The sequence below is a fragment of the Verrucomicrobiota bacterium genome, assembly GCA_016871495.1.
Taxonomy (GTDB): domain Bacteria; phylum Verrucomicrobiota; class Verrucomicrobiia; order Limisphaerales; family VHDF01; genus VHDF01.
The window spans coordinates 15,342-31,905 of record VHDF01000050.1; the positions used below are offsets into that span (position 1 = coordinate 15,342).

Genomic DNA, 16,564 nt, shown 5'->3' on the forward strand with positions numbered 1-16,564 from the left:
CACAGCCTAGATCAACTCCAAGTCGTCGGCGTGGATCTTGACCGAGGCCGCCTGCTGAATGAAATCGAGCCGCAGGAACACATCGGACATGCCCGAGCGGCTTTCAACCCAGCCTTCCAGGCCTCGCAAGGGGCCGGATTTGATTTTGACGCGAATGCCGGCCTGGACTTGAGGCGCGAGCCGGACTTCAACCTCGGTGTCCAGAGCAGCCAGGATATCCTTGAGTTGTTGTTCAAAAACATCGGGGTCAGGAACCTTGAGCAGATTGGCCACATGATCGCTCTGATAAACCTTCTGCTTTTGTTCGGGTCGCAGTTGCAGGAAGAGGTAGTTGGGGAAGAGGGGCTTGAGGAAGACCGCGACTTTGCCGCGGTAACGCTTGACGCTCTTGTAGCAGGGCAGCGTACTGAGGAATCCCTCGCGTGCACAATACTCAGCAAGCTTCTTCTCCCGGCGCGGTCGAGTGTGCGCCACGTGCCATTCGAGTGTCGAGGTTGGCGTGATCGCAGGCGAGACATCGGTCAACATGTTGCTGAAGCGTCGCAAACGCCGCTTGATTCCGGCAAACGATTTTTCGGGCGCGCGGAATCAACCCGTCGCAAAAGCGGTCCGTGCCCCAAAAAGCACAAAGAGCCGGGGCCACACGGCCACGGCTCTTCGTGACGAGGTCTGCCGCCTTCACGAGGCGGTCGGTTGTGCGGCGGGAGCGACACCGTGGCTCGCCACCCATACCCGCCGCGGACAGGACCACTCCGCCCTACCCTTAGAGGGTGGCGCATGAACAAACCACGATAGATTGGACAGAGCTCGAACCGAAATGTTCAATCGGGAACGAAGTTCATCGAAGGGAATGACATGAATTGGATTTGGGTTGCCTTGGGAAGTGCCGGCGGCGGGCTGGCACGTTACGCCGTTGCAGAATGGATGGGACGGCTGTCCTCCGGACCCTTCCCTTGGGGGACATTCCTGGTCAACGCACTCGGGGCCTTTCTCATCGGGCTGCTGGGAGCTTGGTCGATGCCCGGAGGGAAATGGATGATCGCGGATGCGCCCAAACACTTCCTGATCGTGGGCGTGCTGGGAGGTTTCACCACTTTTTCGGCCTTCAGCTTCCAGACCTTTGCCTTGCTCCAAAAGGGGGATTGGGGATTGGCGATGGCCAATGTCTTGGGGTCCATCCTGACCTGCCTGGCTCTGGTTTTCGCAGGCTGGTGGATTGCCATTCAAGTCAACCGGCTTTGAACCTCCCGACTCACTTGATGCTGAAGTGACTCACCGTTCCGCACCCCGGCCCGGCGGACTTCTTTTGTTAAAAAGGACCAGTCGCGAAACACCTCCGTGATTCCCAGAATAGAGCGACAAAAAAAACCGGGTCCTCAGTCAGGGGGTGACCGTCGGACCCGGGGAATTTTCGAATCAGTACAACTGTAGGATTATGAGGGACCTCCAATTGGAGCTTGTACAATGCCCCAACTGAAATCAAACGGGCTGCCAAAGAACATGACCGACACTATCTCAGCCCTAAAGTCTTAAATCCGGAACAACTCTAGTCTTAATTTAAGCGCCGTCAATAGCCCTCAAGAGGTATAAGGTTCGCTTATTTCCGTCCCGAAGGTCGCGCTTTCGCCGCGCCTGGATGGACAATACCACTCGAAAAGGCGCCAGCAAATCAACCTGTGAATAACCTGCGAAAAAGAGTTAATATGTTGTCCTCGTCAGGGCAGTGGACTTATCCTAGAAAGTCATCCGTTCGAACACACAAGCTCCTCCGGGGCAAGGTGTCTCTTGACGGGTCGAGTCCGCGGTTTGAATAAAGCACTTAAACTGTTTGTTATCAATGACATACCACGAAGCAATTCCTGTCCTGTGCGCGCGATGTCGCAGTTGCCCTTGTGGGGGTTGGCGAATGCTTCGAAAATCTGTCGAAAACAACTGGAAAACCGCAATTTTGGGCTGTGGATTTGACAAGTGAATAAGCCAACAAACTCTTCAAGTGGAGACCCGCTGAAAGTGCCCGATTCAGCGGAGGGACTTTGGAATTCGGCCAAGCAAGTGCTTCAGACTCTGCTCAGCTCCGAGATCTATCATCTGTGGTTTTCTTCCATCCGCCCACACACCCTCCAAGCGAACTTGCTGACTTTGGAAGTGGCCAACGACTTTTGTGAAGTGTGGATCAAAGATAATTACTTGGGGCTATTGCAGGAGGTGGTCACGCATACCGCCGGCCAGCCGATGCGCGTCGCTTTTCGCATCGCCAGTTCCACCCCAGTCGCGGAAGTTTCCACGAGCCCCTCGCTTGCGTCCCGCCCGGAATCCAGCGTCCGCCGGATCACAAGCCCGTCCGCCAATCGACGAGATTTGGACGGCTCCCCGCACGACTTCGTCCTCAATCCCAACAACACCTTTGAAACCTTCGTGGTGGGCAATAACAACAGTTTCGCCCACGCGGCGGCCCAGGCGGTGGCGCAATCGCCCGGGAAATCCTATAATCCTCTCTTTCTTTATGGCGGGGTGGGATTGGGCAAGACGCATCTGCTTCATGCGATTGGACATTATGTTCTGGGCCAGAAGCGCAATGCGCGCGTGGCCTATGTTTCTTCAGAGAAGTTCACAAACGAGTACATTGACGGCATTCAGAACAATCAGCTGATCAAGTTCCGCAAGCGGTACCGCCAGACCGATGTCCTTCTCATCGACGATATTCAGTTCCTGGCCGGGAAGGAGCGCATCCAGGAGGAGTTCTTCCATACGTTCAATGCTTTGCACGAGGCGCACAAGCAGATCGTTCTCACCTGCGATCGGCCCGCGAGCGAGATTCAGCATCTGGAGCAGCGCTTGGTTTCTCGATTTGAATGGGGGCTTTCCACCGATATGCAACCTCCGGACGTGGAGACCAGGCTCGCCATTCTCCGCAAGAAAGCGCTCTCGCTCGGTTCGCCGGTTTCCGAGGAAATTCTGTCCTTCCTGGCTCAACGCATTCGGACCAATGTGCGCCGGCTCGAGGGCGCGCTGATCCGTGTCGCTTCCTATGCGTCACTCATCGGAAAGCCGCTCGCTTTGGATGTCGTGGAGGGGCTCCTGCGGGAAGTTCTGAACGAGGAAGGGAAACGGGTGATTACGATCGAGCTGATCCAACGCAAGGTCGCCGAGCATTTTGACCTTCGGATTTCGGACATGACCAGCAAGCGGCGTCCCGAAAACATCGTGTTTCCCAGGCAAATCGCAATGTTCCTGGCCCGTGAACTGACTGAAAACTCGCTCAACACCATCGGGGACGCCTTTGGTGGACGCGATCACGGCACGGTGATGCATGCATGCCGTCTGATCAAGGACCGCATGGAGGTCGATCCCAACGTGCGCCAAGTCGTCGGTTACCTGGAGAAGCAGCTGCAGAGGTGAGGCTCGCAGCCGGGTGACCGAGTTGTCTTCAAAGTCGAAATGCCTGTTATCAAGGTCGAGCGCCTGACCAAGGTCTTTCGGTCTTACAAACGAGTCCCGGGATTCTCAGGTGCAGTGCGCAGCCTGTTCCATCGTGAAACCACGGAACATGTTGCTGTTAAAGATGTTACATTTGAGATCGAAGAGGGTGAATTTGTAGGATTTCTGGGTCCGAACGGGGCCGGAAAAACGACCGCGTTGAAGATGTTGGCGGGGTTGTTACATCCGACCTCGGGAGATGCGCGGGTGATGGGTTACGTTCCCTGGGAGCGCAAGGAGGCTTATCGACGGCAGTTCGCGTTGCTTCTCGGTCAAAAGAACCAACTGTGGTGGGATCTGCCTGCTGAGGATTCGTTTGAGCTCAACGCCAAGATTTACGGGTTGGATTGGACTTTGGCGCGGCGACGGGTCTTGGAGTTGAGCGAGATGCTGGGGGTGACCAAGCAACTCGCAACCATGGTGCGGGAACTTTCACTCGGTGAACGGATGAAGTTGGAGCTCATTGCCGCATTGCTCCACGAACCAAGGCTTCTTTTCCTCGATGAACCGACGATTGGACTCGACGTGGTCTCTCAGAAAGCGGTCCGTGATTTTCTGAAGAACCATAATTCGTCGAAAAAAACCACCATCATGCTGACCAGTCATTACATGGACGACATCCGCGAACTATGTCCGCGCGTGATCGTCATTGATCATGGAAGCCTGTTCTTCGATGGTCCTTTGGAGGAAATCCTGCATCGATTCTCGGCCGAGAAAATACTGACCTTGCATCTGCGCGGAGGGAACACGGGAAGACTATCCCAACGGTTCTCGGTCCAAGGCAAGGTGCTGGAAGATCAATCCACGCTTTTTCAGATCAAGGTTCCGAAGGAGAATGCGATCGCGATCGCCAAGGAATTACTCGAGGAAGAGGGCGTCCTGGACATTGATATTGAGGATCCACCCATTGAAGAAGTGATTAGGGAGGTCTTTTCGCGGAATCGAAACCCATCTTAAGTCCAGCGGAAGTGCTGTTCCACGTGGAACATGAGGAGGAGGCTTCGAGGTTTGCTTGGGGTTGGGGCAGGATCAACCCGGATCAAGAGACCTCTCCAGTTGAACCAGCGCGTTTCAAGTGAACGAGAATCAGGCTGATGTCGGAAGGTGAGATTCCAGAAATGCGGCTGGCCTGGCCGATGGTTTCTGGGCGGTACCTCGCCAACTTTTGGCGGGATTCCGTCCGCATACTGGGAATGGATGCATAATCGAACGACGATGGAATCTGCTTGTCCTCCAAAGTTCGAAATCGGCGCACCTCGTCTTGTTGTCGCTCGATGTATCCCGCGTATTTGATCATGATTTCCACCTGTTCCGCGATTTCTGCGGAAAGGGTCGCATCCTTCCCTTCTAATTGCGCATAGCTGACTTCCGGGCGCTTGAGCCATTGGCTGAGCGGCAGTGTTCCGAGGCGGATGGAGTCCAAGCGCGCAATTTCCTGCTGAATCAGCCGTTGTTTCTTCCGAGTTCGCTCGATCCGGCGATTCGCGAGAAGTCCGATCTCGGCTCCCAGCTCAGAAAGCCGAAGGTCGGCGTTGTCCTGGCGCAAGAGCAGTCTGAACTCGGCCCGCGAAGTGAACATGCGATACGGTTCAGAAGTTCCTTTGCTGATGAGATCGTCGATCAAGACTCCGATGTAGGCTTGATCACGACGAAGGATGAAAGGGCTGCGCTCCTGAGCGAGGCGGGCGGCATTGATGCCGGCGATGATCCCTTGGGCCGCCGCTTCTTCGTATCCGGAGGTTCCATTGATTTGCCCTGCCAAAAAGAGGTTATGGCAACATTTCGTTTCCAAGGAATGACCGAGCTGCGTGGGATTGGCAAAGTCATACTCGACGGCATAGGCCGGGCGCAGGATCTCAGCACGTTCACAACCAACAATGGTTCGAACCAGCTCGACCTGAACCTCAAACGGCAAACAGGTTGAGAATCCATTGACGTAAAATTCGTCGGTATGAATTCCCTCGGGTTCGAGGAAGATCTGATGCCTCTCTTTGTCGGAGAACCTGACGATTTTATCCTCAATGGAAGGGCAATAGCGAGGTCCAACCCCTTCGATAACCCCCGAATACATCGGGGATTTGTGCAAATTGCACCGGATCATCTCGGCTGTTTTGTCCGTGGTGTAGGTAATGTGGCAGTCCCTTTGTCCTCCGTAGCGAGCCAAAACGGAATCGGGCGGGAATGAGGGAATGAGCGTGCTCGATTCCAGGGATTGTTCCACGTGAAACAATTCCTCTTTCCAGTACGAAAAGTAAGGAACAGGTGTATCGCCGGGTTGACGCTCCATCCTGTCGAAGTCGATGGAGTTACGCACAAGTCTGGGTGGAGTGCCCGTCTTGAGCCGACCCAACTCCAGTCCGATGGCGGCAAGGGAACCGGAGAGCCCGGTGGCCGCAGCTTCACCAGCACGGCCTCCGGACTGTTGATTGGACCCTATATGCATCAGTCCGCGAAGAAATGTACCGGTCGTGATGACGACTGTCTTAGCTAAAAATCGAACCTCCAACGCAGTTTCGACGCCGTAGACGACCTGATCTCGGCAAAGGATTCCCGTGGTCAGCCCTTGTTTGATGTCGAGGTTTATTTGGCGTTCACAAACCCACTTGAGCCGGAATTGGTAGGCTTTCTTGTCCGATTGCGCGCGGGGGGCCCAGACGGAAGGTCCTTTCTTGGTGTTGAGCATTCTAAACTGAATGCCCGTCAAGTCGGTATTGATCCCCATCTCGCCACCAAGAGCATCAATCTCGCGAACCAAGTGGCCTTTTGCCAAGCCCCCAATGGCGGGATTGCAGGACATTTGCCCGATGGTGTCCAAGTTTGTCGTCAGGAGCAGCGTAGCACAGCCCATGCGTGCCGCGGCCAATGCGGCTTCCACCCCTGCGTGGCCGGCTCCGACCACGATCACGTCGTATTCTTTGGGATAGCTAAACATCTCGACCCAAACAACTATTTTGCCGAGTATGTCCTCAAAAATGGTGACATTCCTGAATCTGTAAGGATAGTTTCAGGATTATTACCCAAAGTAAGGTGTTGAAGGATTTTGAAAATCTCCTCGTGTCGCGAGGGGGCATCGATCCCTTCTGCGATGTCCTCGACACTGGCGGGTGAACCCGGGCAAGTTTTGAGGTAACGAATGATCATTTCTTGCAGGTCCAGAATGGATTCTGCCGCCTTCTTGCCCGCCTCAACCCCCGGTTGATGATAAGCGTTGATCCCGACTAGCTCGGCATAGAAACCCACTGCTCGTTCGAAGAGGGCGATCATTGCACCAATGGATTGTGGGCTAACACGATCAATCGTTATCGTTATCGAATCACGATTCTTTTCGTAAAGTGCTTGTCTTGTGCCGAGGAGATAGCCCATGAGGTAATCACCTGAGGTAGCGGATCGGTCCCAGATATCAGATGGGCCATCCCGGTGTTTAAGGACCTCAATGAAGGTCGCGAAAAAATTGGCCACGCCTTCTCTAAGTTGTTGTACGTAAGAATGTTGATCCGTAGATCCTTTGTTCCCATAGACGGCGATGCCCTGTTTGACAACGCGTCCCTCGCGGTCCAGCTCTTTTCCCAAGGATTCCATGATGAGCTGTTGAAGATACTTGGAAAGCAGCTCCAGACGATCCTTGTAAGGCAGGATCACCATATCTTTGGCTCCTCGTCCTTCGCATGCAAAAAACCAGGACAAAGCCAGCAAGGCCGCAGGGTTTTTGGTCACCTCCTGCACTCGAGTTGCTTCATCCATCATGGCCGCGCCTTGGAGAAGATTATCGATATCGAAGCCTTGCAATGCGGCTGGAATAAGCCCTACAGCGGATGTTTCGCTCGTTCTTCCGCCGACCCAATCCCACATTGGAAATCGAGCCAGCCAGCCTTCTTGAGACGCCAACCGATCGAGTTGGCTCCCTTCCTGAGTAATCGCCACGGCGTGCTTGGCGAACTCAAGTTTTGCACGTTGGTAAGCCGCCTGGGTTTCCAACATTCCGTTGCGAGTCTCTTTCGTGCCTCCAGACTTGGAAATCGTAATGGCCAGCGTGCGGCCAAGCTTCCCCCGAAGCTTTCCGCGAAGAACCCGATCCATGCCGTCGGGGTCGGTATTGTCCAAGAAGCACGGTTCTAACCGATCAAGGTGGGTTTCGCCGAGCGCATGGGCGACAAACTGAGGACCCAATGCCGATCCGCCGATTCCGATGATCAGGAAATGGCTGTAAGTTCCCTTCTGTCCTCGCAAAGTTCCATCGTGGACTTTGGCGGCAAACTTTTTGATGGAGGCAAGGGTTTGGGTGATGGCACGGCTCTGGTCCGGAGTGGGCGCCAAGCTGGGGGCTCGGAGCCAATAGTGCCCCACTTGACGCTTTTCATCGGGATTCGCGAGGGCGCCAGCCTCCAGCTTTTTCATGGCGGCAAAGACACCTCTCATGGGTTTGGCCATGAGCCCCAGATAATCCTCTCCGAAGCTCATTCGACTGAGGTCGAGTGACAGCTCGAGGCTGGGAAACTCGAAATACCGGCGCTGGAATCGGGCCCAAGAGAGATTGGCAGTCTTCATGTCCGAACCTTGCGGCGATTTGCCGGGCAAGGCAAATCAGGAAGTGGACATTCCGAGCTGCAGCCAGTCCTGGCGCGGTCGTGCGGAATCAGCCAAGGCGGGGGGCGCGGCGTCGACGACCTTGTGCATGCGTCGAAACCACCATCCCGCATGGCTCGCGGTCAAACGCTGGCTGCGAGGAAAACGCACGGGTCCGGCAGGATCGGTGCGGATCATGAACTCGGGTTGAACGAGGGGGTCGGGGGTCGGGATCGTCGATTTGATTTTCACGCCCCGAGTCTAGGCCTTGGGGTTGGACAAAGGCTGTCCAAGGCTCGCGAACGCCCGAAGAGAAGCTGGATGGCTGGGGAGGTCGTGCGTCGGAGCGCGTTACGGTGAAGGTTTGCAAACGATTCGTTGCGTGGGCGACCAGGGGTAGAATGGCGGCGCAAGGGAAGGCGCCGCCTTTTGCAACTTGCGGGAAAGGCGGTGGAAATTTATCTTGCGCTCATGAGAAAAAAGCTTGCGTGGGTTGTGTTCGCGGTGCTGTGGGCGGGAGGCATTTCCCAGACCGTGTCGGGCCAGGCGAACACGCCCGAACGACAGGAAGCGGAGGAACGTTACCGGCGGTTGTCGAGCACGTTGGAAGACGTGTTGAACACCCAGATGCTCTTGCAGAAAAAGATCAACGTGTTGACCGATGAACTGCGCGCTCTGCGCGAGGAGTCCATGAAGCCCAACACGAGCTACGCGGCGAAGGAGGATTTGCGGCGATTGGCGCTGCAAGTGCAGGACATCGACCAGAAACGGGAGGCGGACCGCCGGTTGATTCTGGAGGAGATTCAAAAACTGGCCAAGACGCCGGTGGTGGTTCCCCCGCCGGTCACGCCCACACACGTCAAGGCGGTGGATCGAGGGGAGGACAGGAGCACGGACAAACCACGGATTGAAAAAGGCTACTATCATGTGGTCGAGAAAGATCAGAACTTGTCGCTGATCCTGCAAGCCTACCGCCAGAAAGGAATCAAAGTGACGAGGAAGATGGTGGAGGAAGCCAATCCAAGCATGAATCCGAACCGGTTGCTTGAAGGGCAAAAGATTTTCATCCCCGATCCGAACAAATAGGCCGCCGTCGCATGAACTGGAAACTGGCCCGGCGGGTGCATCTTTATCTGGGGTGCTTCTTTGCGCCCTTGCTCGTCTTTTACGTGGCGACGGGCTGGTATCAAACCTTCAACACCAACCGAAACAAGAGCCTGGCGGAAGCGGATTCATGGGTGGAGAAGCTGGCCTCGGTTCACAAGGATCGGGTGTATCCCTCGGCCAAAGCCACGTCGTATTCGACCAAATTTTTCGAGGCCCTGGTGGTTGTCATGTCCGTGGCGGTTTTGTTGACGGTGGGTTTGGGCATCGCGCTCGCGTTGAAAGCGGGCGCCTCACGGTGGCCGGTTCTGGCAGCCTTGATCCTCGGGGTGGTGATGCCCATCCTGGCCCTGTGGATGGGGCAGCGCGTGGAGTAAGCGTCCGGCGTCCGCGTTCGGGCAGGATCCGCCTGAATCGATCCTACCGTTTGAAAACGACTTTCGTTCGCGCGAGCAGGTCGTGCAGTCCACGCTTGTCCTCGCGTATTCCGATGAGGATGTATCCGACAAAGAAACTAAGGTAACAAACCGTTTCGCACACGTAGCGGAGTGCTGCCTGGTTGAATCCGAGCGGCCCGCCATCCAGCCGCACGATCCGCGCGCCCAGAATAAGCTTGCCGACCGTGGCGCCCAGCCATCCGTTCAGGCCGGTGAAATAGAGAAAGTGGACGGTCATCTGCACGGTGAGCAGCACCAGCGATTTCAGCATCGCGTCCATGAGGGTGGAGAGGTCGGCTTGGGTCAGCGCACTTTCCAGGGCCTTGTGAACCGCGGCGATGTCCTGCCGCCAGGGCCAGGTGAACAAGGCCATGGTCGCGGCGAGGAGGAGCACGTCGATGAGGTAGGCTCCCAGGCGCGCCCAGAACCCGACAGGCTCCAGTTCCGCTTGCGTTGAAGGAGCAGGCGGGGGGGGCGTCAAGGGGCTGAGGAGAGCGGCCACTTCCTCCCATTTCGCGGCCGCTTGCCAGGCGGCGCGGTCATCGCGCCAGACCATGGTGTTGGAGGCCACGCGTCCCTCCTGAATCCAGCTTTGCAATTCCTCGAAGGCGACGGGGCCGTATTCCTTGCCGTCGCCACCGATGATCTTATAGGCGTAAACCATAGGTGTTTCCGCGATTCGCGGGGGGGAGGCTTGCTCCAACTTGGAGTCAACACAACGAAAAACGCGGGCTGGAAGTTGGAATGCATTCCGACGATCGTCTTCTTCCCACCGGCTCGGTTTCAAATTATCGTGGCGCGCGTGCCACAGGCTTCCTATCTCGATTACAACGCGACAACCGCGATCGATCCGGACGTGTTGCAGTCCATGTTGCCCTTTTGGACCGATCACTACGGCAATCCCTCCAGCATCCACTCCATCGGGAGGCTGGCGCGCGGCTGGCTGGACGAAGCGCGGACGCGAACGGCCGAGCTGTGGAAATGCAAGCCGCATGAAGTGGTATTCACCTCGGGTGGCACGGAGAGCAATAATCTGGCTGTTTTGGGAACCGCCCGAAAATTGAAAGCTCGCGGGAATCATCTGGTCACGAGTCCGACCGAGCATCCGGCGGTTCTCGAGAGTTTCCGGAATCTGGAACAGCAGGAGGGTTTCGAGGTGACTTGGCTACCGGTGGATGGCTGGGGCCGGGTTGCGCCGAGGCATGTGCAAGGCGCCCTCCGGCCCAACACCATCCTGGTATCGTTAATGGCGGCCAACAACGAGACGGGTGTTTTGCAGCCCGTGTCAGAGGTGGCAGCCATTTGCCGCGCGGCAGGGGTGCTGTTTCACACCGACGCGGTTCAATATTTTGGGAAGGAACCCTTTGCATCGATGACCCAGTTCGGGGCGGATCTGGTGTCGGTTTGCGCGCATAAATTTCATGGCCCGAAGGGAGTGGGCGCGCTTTACGTGCGTTCTCCGTTTCATCCTTGTCCCACCCAGATGGGGGGGCCTCAAGAAAACGAGTTGCGGGCGGGTACGGAAAACCTCGCGTCCGTCTGGGGGCTTCTGACGGCGATGGAGAAATTCTGGACGCCACCCGTGTTCCAGAACTCCAGGAACGCTCATTTCCAAGCGATTCTGCGATCCTGTTTGGATCAGATTCTCGAAGTCCGTGTTTGGACCCCGAGTTCAGGCTTTCTCTCCAATACTTTATCCTTCTCGGCGAGTGGGACAGACAGTCTGGCGCTGTTGGCGGCCCTGGATTTGGAAGGATTTTGTGCTTCCAGTGGCTCCGCCTGTTCCGCCGGATCGCTGACCCCTTCGCACGTTTTGAAAGCGATGGGGGTTGAATCTGAACTTGCCAATGCTTTGGTCCGCTTCTCCTGGGGTCGAGACACGGCTGCGGATGAGATCCATCGGTTGGCGGACAGACTTCCCCGAATGGTGGAACAAGTCCGATCGGGACGCCGGGAAAACGTGGTGAACAAGGCGCGAATCGTCGGCGAACCGGAAACGGAGAACTAGGTCATGGCGAACAAGAGGGACTCCCAACCCCCAAAGCTCCGAAGTTTTTCAGCACTGCTTTTACTCGCAACGTGTTGTCCCTGTCTTGACTACGAACCTTGTCTGCTTTATTCACCGCCCTTAATAAGAAGACTTTGCTTTCTGAATTTCCAAATCAGTATTAACTCACGACAATGAAACTGGCGATTGGCAAAGATCAACTCATGGCGGGGTTACAGACGGTGCAAAACATCGTTGGAACACGGACGACCCTGCCGGTGCTTTCCAACGTGTTATTGCGAGCGCACGACGGGATTTTGGAATTCAAGGCAACCGACATGGATGTCTCACTGGCTTGTTCGTTGCCGGCGGATATTGGTGAGGATGGTGATCTTACCCTTCCCGTGAAGAGGTTGTTCGGCATTGTGAGGGAACTGCCGCCAGGGGACGTGGATTTGGAGTCGGATGAGAAGCATGTCGCGGTGGTTCGATCCGGCGCCACGCTTTTCAAGATTCATGGCTTGGCCGCCGAGGAATTTCCGCCGATTCAGCCTTTCGTGGGGAGGACGAAACTGTCGCTGGTGTCGGACCGTCTCAAGTCGATGTTGAAGAAGACTTCCTTCGCGGTTTCCACAGATGAGACGCGGTTTGTCCTGAACGGGATCTATTGCAGTTTGCGTGATCAGAAGCTGACCATGGTGGCTACGGACGGGAGGCGCCTGGCTTTGACCGATGAGGAAGTGGATGTGAGCGGGGATGCGGTGGATATGATTCTGCCGATCAAGGCGATCAACGAGTTGAGCCGGTTATTGCAGCCGACGGGGCAGGTGGAGATCCAGGTGAGGGAGAATCAGGCAGCGTTTCGGATCCTCGACGAGAAAGGATTCGAGGTGATGCTGATTACGCGGCTGGTCGAGGGAAACTATCCGAACTACCGGCAGGTCATTCCGAGTGAGGCGAAGGAGAGAATCCGCTTCGCCCGCGAGGAGCTGGCGCAGGCGTTGCGGAGGGCGCAGTTGATGACCAGTGACAAATCCAATTCGGTGAAGCTCGCGTTTTCGTTGAACAATCTGGCCATCACAGCCAACACGCCTGAGATCGGGGAGTCGCGGGAATCGATTGCCATTCAGTATGAAGGCAAAGAGTTTGCCATCGCGTTCAATCCGACGTTTTTGCTGGATCCGTTGAGGGCGTTGGAAGACGAGGAGATTTTTCTCGAGTTGACCGACGAGCTAAGCCCTGGCGTCGTCAAGATTCGGGGTCCATTTCTCTATGTCATCATGCCGATGCGGATGACGTAGGGAGCCCGTTGAGAGCCTGGTGAGTTCGAACGCCGCAGTCGAGGAGGGCGAGCATCCGTTGGGGTGGATGCTGGGATTGTCGGCGTTCACCCTGATCCTGGATCAAGCGACCAAGGTATGGGCGACGCGGCTGCTGAGGAACGGGGAGGAATTGGAGATTGTGCCCGGTTTTTTTCGGCTGGTTCATTGGCAGAACACGGGCGCCGCTTGGAGTTTGTTTACCGGAAAGAATGACTGGCTGGCCACGATCTCCATCGTTTCGCTGGTGGCCTTGTTTTATTTTCGCCATTATTTTGACGCCCACACGAGGATGGGGCGCATCGCGCTGGGGTTGTTGTTTGGGGGTATTGCCGGCAATGTGATCGATCGGTTTCGCGTCGATCACGTCATCGATTTCATTTATTTTTACGCGGAACGGCGCGGGGGAGGCGAGGTGGGTTTTCCAGCATTCAACGTCGCCGACGCCACCATCACGGCGGGTGTGGTCTTGCTGCTCTGGATGTCGTGGCGCAAAGAGGAGGAGCGAGACAAAGCCACGCTGGCGGCTTCAGGTCAGGACGAAGCCAAGCCGGAACGTTCCGGCTGATGATTCTGGCGCGGAAACACCATGGTTCCAGCGCTTTGGATCTGCGGTCCGACGGCTGTCGGCAAGAGCCTGGTGGCTTTGCAATTGGCGGAGGAAATCGAAGGAGAGATCATTTCCGTGGATTCCATGCAGGTTTATCGAGGCATGGACATTGGAACGGCCAAGCCCACCGCGAAGGAGCGAGAACGGGTGAGGCATCATTTGCTCGACGTGGTGGATTTGCCGGGAACTTTTACGGTGGCGGATTTCCTGGAGAGCGCGGCGCAGGCGGAAAGGGAGGTGCGGTCGCGAAACAAGACGCCCGTCTATTGCGGCGGGACGGGGCTTTACTTCAAGGCGATGAGTCACGGGATTGGCGCGGGTCCGGCTCCCGATGAAAAACTGCGGCGGGAGCTTGAGGAGCAAACAATTGAGGCGTTGTTGGAGGAAGTTCGCGCCCGGGACGAGGCCTTGTGGCGAGTGCTGGACAGAAGCAACCGGCGGCGGGTTGTTCGCGCGGTGGAAATGCTGCGGTTGAGCGGCAAGAAAGTGTCCGAAAGCCGCTCCGCCTGGGGCGCGTGTTCTGTGGCGAACGTCGTGGCGGTGGGGCTGCGGCGAACGCGTGAGGAGTTGGTCCAGCGGATCGAGCATCGAGTTCGCGAGATGTTCAAGGCCGGCTTGGTGGAGGAGGTCGAGCGATTGGCGGGATCGGGTCTTTTGCAAAGCGCGACGGCGCGACAAGCGTTGGGCTACCGCCAGGTTTTGGAAATGAAGGCGGCTGGAAAGAAGGCGACGGAGATGGAGGCGGATGTGGCGCTTCGGACCCGGCAATTTGCGAAGCGGCAGATGACATGGTTCCGGGCCATGGCCGGACTGGAATGGATCGACTGGGAAAGCGGATTGACGGCCCGCGAAATCGCCTCGAGAATGGCTGCGAAATGGAGGCTGGGTTCCAAGCATCGTCATGAAAGCCTTAGTCAACACCTTTGAGCAGCACGCGGAGCGCGTTTTCCTGGTGGGTGCGGAGTTGAAATCCCGTCCTTCCTGGGAGATTCGCGATTCGATGGACGAACTGGCGGAACTGGCCCGGAGCGCCGGGGCGGAGGTCGTGGGAGACGGCTCTCAACGCTTGGAAGCCCCGGTGGCGGCGACCTTCATCGGGCCTGGAAAAGCGGAGGAATTTGCCGGGCGATGTCGCGAGGGGCAGGTGGACACGGTGATTTTCGACGATGAACTGAGCCCCGCGCAGAGCCGGAATTTGGAGAAAGTGTTCGACTGCAAAGTGCTCGATCGAACGGCTCTGATTCTGGATATTTTTGCGCGGAGGGCGCGCACGCGGGAAGGCAAGTTGCAGGTGGAATTGGCGCAGCTCCAGCATTTGCTGCCGCGGCTGACACGGTATTGGAGCCATCTTTCCCGGCAGAAGGGGGGCATTGGGATGCGCGGCGATGGAGAGACGCAGTTGGAGACGGACCGACGGAAGGTGCAGCAGCGCATCGAACGGCTGGAAGTGGAGCTCGACCAAGTGCGCCAGCAACGGACCACCCAGCGAGCAGGACGCCAGCGCCATCAGTGGCCGCTGGCCTCCATCGTCGGTTACACCAACGCGGGAAAATCAACGCTGTTGAACGCGCTCACGGGCGCGGCCGTGCTGGCGGAAGACAAGCTGTTTGCGACGCTGGATCCCACCACGCGGAGACTCCGGCTCCCGACGAACCAAAACGTCCTGCTGTCCGACACGGTGGGTTTCATCCGGAAATTGCCGCATCGCCTGGTGGAATCGTTTCGGGCCACCCTGGAGGAAGTGGTTCAGGCGGATTTGTTGTTGCACGTGTTGGACGCGAGCCATCCGCAGGCGGTCGAACAGGCGATCGCGGTGGGCGCGGTGTTGAAGGAAATTGGCGCGGCGGAGAAGCCGGCGCTGATCGTGTTCAACAAGATCGACCGGCTGGGCGGGAGCGGGGTGGACGAGCGGCTGAAGGAATTGTATCCCGACGCGGCGAGGGTTTCGGCGCGCACGGGCGAAGGATTCGACGATTTGCTGGCGGAGGTCGGGCGCCGGCTGAGACCGGTGCGGGATGAATTGGAATTGCGGATTCCCCCGCAGCAATCGGCGGTGATTGCGCGCGCTCATGCGATTGGACAAGTGGTGGAAAGCCGATACGACGGGGACCACACGGTGTTGCGAGTCTATATCCCCCCGCATTGCCGGGCGGAGTTCGAGAAGTTCGAGACGAAGGCTGGTTTGGCGAAAGGCCCGTGAAGACGATGTCGCTCAAGGAGGGGGGCGAGAATCCGCGCATCAAGGATTTACCGGACGGCGAACGTCCGCGGGAAAGGCTGGCGCGATTGGGCTCCGATGCCCTGAGGAACTCGGAGTTGCTGGCGATTTTGCTTCGCACGGGCTTGCGGGGCCAGTCGGCTGTGCAACTGGGTGACGCGCTGCTGGTCAAGTTCGGCACGTTGGACGCCCTGGCCCGGTCGTCGCTGGAGGATTTGCAATCGGTTCGCGGAATCGGGCGGGACAAAGCGGTGGCCCTGAAAAGCGCTTTCACCCTGGCCCGCCGGCTGGTCCAAGAGCAGGGCGGTGAACCGCCGTTGCTGGACACGCCGGCCAGCATTGCGGACTGGCTGCGGGAGGAGAATCGCGGTTACGAGGTGGAGCATTTCCAGATCGTGATGTTGAATACGAGGCGGCGGCTGATCCGCGTGGAAAAAATATCGCAGGGCACTTTGGATACCATCCTCGTTCATCCGCGCGAAGTCTTTCGGGCGGCCATCCTGGCCCAGGCCTCGGCGGTCGTGCTGGTGCACAATCATCCGAGCGGGGATCCGACGCCGTCCGAGGCGGACATCCGGGTGACGCGGGATTTGATCCGGGCGGGGCAATTGCTGAAGATCGAGGTGCTGGACCATGTGATTCTGGGGCGGCGGACCGAAGGCAAGGCGAGGGATTGGATTTCGCTGCGGGAGCTCGGCTATTTCTATGCGTGAAGTTGGCGGTTGATTTTGGCACGCTCGCCGCGTGCAGCCACCGCAGATTCATCCCACCGCTGTGATCGATGTCCGTGCCCGGCTCGGATCCGGCGCGGTGGTCGGGCCTCATTGTGTGATCGATGGGGAGGTGGAT

At 57.3% G+C, this 16,564-nt stretch carries 16 protein-coding genes; 11 read left to right on the top strand and 5 right to left on the bottom strand.

The annotated features are described in order from the left end of the window. Positions 1 to 6: 6 nt before the first annotated feature. Positions 7 to 528 (bottom strand): antitermination protein NusG, encoded by a 522-nt coding sequence (locus FJ404_11990; protein MBM3823586.1) that lies wholly within the window; start codon positions 526 to 528, stop codon positions 7 to 9. A 327-nt stretch (positions 529 to 855) separates the two neighbouring features. Between FJ404_11990 and crcB the strand changes: the two genes are divergently transcribed. From crcB to FJ404_12005, 3 genes are all read left to right on the top strand, one after another. After that, complete coding sequence (gene crcB / locus FJ404_11995; GenBank protein ID MBM3823587.1) at positions 856 to 1,242, top strand: fluoride efflux transporter CrcB; 387 nt, start codon at positions 856 to 858, stop codon at positions 1,240 to 1,242. A gap of 768 nt (positions 1,243 to 2,010) precedes the next feature. Further along, positions 2,011 to 3,399 (top strand): chromosomal replication initiator protein DnaA, encoded by a 1,389-nt coding sequence (dnaA, locus tag FJ404_12000; GenBank protein MBM3823588.1) that lies wholly within the window; start codon positions 2,011 to 2,013, stop codon positions 3,397 to 3,399. 39 nt (positions 3,400 to 3,438) lie between these two features. Then, on the top strand, positions 3,439 to 4,434 hold the full coding sequence (locus tag FJ404_12005; protein MBM3823589.1) for an ATP-binding cassette domain-containing protein: 996 nt from the start codon (positions 3,439 to 3,441) through the stop codon (positions 4,432 to 4,434). 82 nt (positions 4,435 to 4,516) lie between these two features. On the opposite strand, the gene mnmG is transcribed toward FJ404_12005, so the two are convergent. From mnmG to FJ404_12020, 3 genes are read right to left on the bottom strand one after another with little or no spacing between them, the layout of a single operon-like run. Then, complete coding sequence (gene mnmG / locus FJ404_12010) at positions 4,517 to 6,409, bottom strand: tRNA uridine-5-carboxymethylaminomethyl(34) synthesis enzyme MnmG (GenBank protein MBM3823590.1); 1,893 nt, start codon at positions 6,407 to 6,409, stop codon at positions 4,517 to 4,519. 14 nt (positions 6,410 to 6,423) lie between these two features. After that, positions 6,424 to 8,022: a glucose-6-phosphate isomerase gene (locus FJ404_12015; protein MBM3823591.1), complete on the bottom strand. Its 1,599-nt coding sequence runs from the start codon at positions 8,020 to 8,022 to the stop codon at positions 6,424 to 6,426. 36 nt (positions 8,023 to 8,058) lie between these two features. Beyond that, a complete protein-coding gene (locus FJ404_12020) occupies positions 8,059 to 8,292 on the bottom strand; it encodes a hypothetical protein (protein MBM3823592.1) in 234 nt (77 codons plus the stop codon). A 219-nt stretch (positions 8,293 to 8,511) separates the two neighbouring features. Here FJ404_12020 and FJ404_12025 point away from each other — a divergent pair, with 219 nt between their 5' ends. Together FJ404_12025 and FJ404_12030 are read left to right on the top strand one after the other, a co-directional pair. After that, positions 8,512 to 9,126 carry a LysM peptidoglycan-binding domain-containing protein gene (locus FJ404_12025; GenBank protein MBM3823593.1) on the top strand — a complete coding sequence of 205 codons (615 nt, stop codon included), beginning with the start codon at positions 8,512 to 8,514 and terminating at the stop codon, positions 9,124 to 9,126. An 11-nt stretch (positions 9,127 to 9,137) separates the two neighbouring features. Continuing rightward, on the top strand, positions 9,138 to 9,521 hold the full coding sequence (locus tag FJ404_12030) for a hypothetical protein (protein MBM3823594.1): 384 nt from the start codon (positions 9,138 to 9,140) through the stop codon (positions 9,519 to 9,521). Between the two features lie 43 nt (positions 9,522 to 9,564). Here FJ404_12030 and FJ404_12035 read toward each other — a convergent pair whose 3' ends face one another. After that, a complete protein-coding gene (locus FJ404_12035) occupies positions 9,565 to 10,245 on the bottom strand; it encodes an RDD family protein (protein ID MBM3823595.1) in 681 nt (226 codons plus the stop codon). Positions 10,246 to 10,383: 138 nt separating this feature from the next. On the opposite strand from FJ404_12035, the gene FJ404_12040 reads away from it, so the two are divergent. From FJ404_12040 to FJ404_12065, 6 genes are all read left to right on the top strand, one after another. Beyond that, entirely contained in the window at positions 10,384 to 11,589 is a 1,206-nt protein-coding gene (locus tag FJ404_12040) for a cysteine desulfurase (GenBank protein MBM3823596.1), read from the top strand. Between the two features lie 173 nt (positions 11,590 to 11,762). Continuing rightward, a complete protein-coding gene (gene dnaN / locus FJ404_12045; protein MBM3823597.1) occupies positions 11,763 to 12,869 on the top strand; it encodes a DNA polymerase III subunit beta in 1,107 nt (368 codons plus the stop codon). A gap of 67 nt (positions 12,870 to 12,936) precedes the next feature. Then, entirely contained in the window at positions 12,937 to 13,455 is a 519-nt protein-coding gene (gene lspA / locus FJ404_12050) for a signal peptidase II (protein MBM3823598.1), read from the top strand. 21 nt (positions 13,456 to 13,476) lie between these two features. Further along, positions 13,477 to 14,424 carry a tRNA (adenosine(37)-N6)-dimethylallyltransferase MiaA gene (gene miaA, locus FJ404_12055; protein MBM3823599.1) on the top strand — a complete coding sequence of 316 codons (948 nt, stop codon included), beginning with the start codon at positions 13,477 to 13,479 and terminating at the stop codon, positions 14,422 to 14,424. After that, entirely contained in the window at positions 14,399 to 15,697 is a 1,299-nt protein-coding gene (gene hflX, locus FJ404_12060; GenBank protein ID MBM3823600.1) for a GTPase HflX, read from the top strand. The genes miaA and hflX overlap by 26 nt, the downstream gene beginning before the upstream one ends. Positions 15,698 to 15,702: 5 nt before the next feature. Further along, a complete protein-coding gene (locus FJ404_12065; protein MBM3823601.1) occupies positions 15,703 to 16,428 on the top strand; it encodes a JAB domain-containing protein in 726 nt (241 codons plus the stop codon). Positions 16,429 to 16,564: the final 136 nt, after the last annotated feature.

Coding starts and splice junctions, on each gene's coding strand:
- crcB (MBM3823587.1), top strand. CDS start 856: ATGAATTGGATTTGGGTTGCCTTGGGAAGTGCCGGCGGCGGGCTGGCA.
- FJ404_11990 (MBM3823586.1), bottom strand. CDS start 528: ATGTTGACCGATGTCTCGCCTGCGATCACGCCAACCTCGACACTCGAA.
- hflX (MBM3823600.1), top strand. CDS start 14,399: ATGAAAGCCTTAGTCAACACCTTTGAGCAGCACGCGGAGCGCGTTTTC.
- mnmG (MBM3823590.1), bottom strand. CDS start 6,409: ATGTTTAGCTATCCCAAAGAATACGACGTGATCGTGGTCGGAGCCGGC.
- FJ404_12005 (MBM3823589.1), top strand. CDS start 3,439: ATGCCTGTTATCAAGGTCGAGCGCCTGACCAAGGTCTTTCGGTCTTAC.
- FJ404_12030 (MBM3823594.1), top strand. CDS start 9,138: ATGAACTGGAAACTGGCCCGGCGGGTGCATCTTTATCTGGGGTGCTTC.
- dnaN (MBM3823597.1), top strand. CDS start 11,763: ATGAAACTGGCGATTGGCAAAGATCAACTCATGGCGGGGTTACAGACG.
- FJ404_12025 (MBM3823593.1), top strand. CDS start 8,512: ATGAGAAAAAAGCTTGCGTGGGTTGTGTTCGCGGTGCTGTGGGCGGGA.
- FJ404_12015 (MBM3823591.1), bottom strand. CDS start 8,022: ATGAAGACTGCCAATCTCTCTTGGGCCCGATTCCAGCGCCGGTATTTC.
- FJ404_12065 (MBM3823601.1), top strand. CDS start 15,703: ATGTCGCTCAAGGAGGGGGGCGAGAATCCGCGCATCAAGGATTTACCG.
- FJ404_12035 (MBM3823595.1), bottom strand. CDS start 10,245: ATGGTTTACGCCTATAAGATCATCGGTGGCGACGGCAAGGAATACGGC.
- miaA (MBM3823599.1), top strand. CDS start 13,477: ATGGTTCCAGCGCTTTGGATCTGCGGTCCGACGGCTGTCGGCAAGAGC.
- lspA (MBM3823598.1), top strand. CDS start 12,937: ATGCTGGGATTGTCGGCGTTCACCCTGATCCTGGATCAAGCGACCAAG.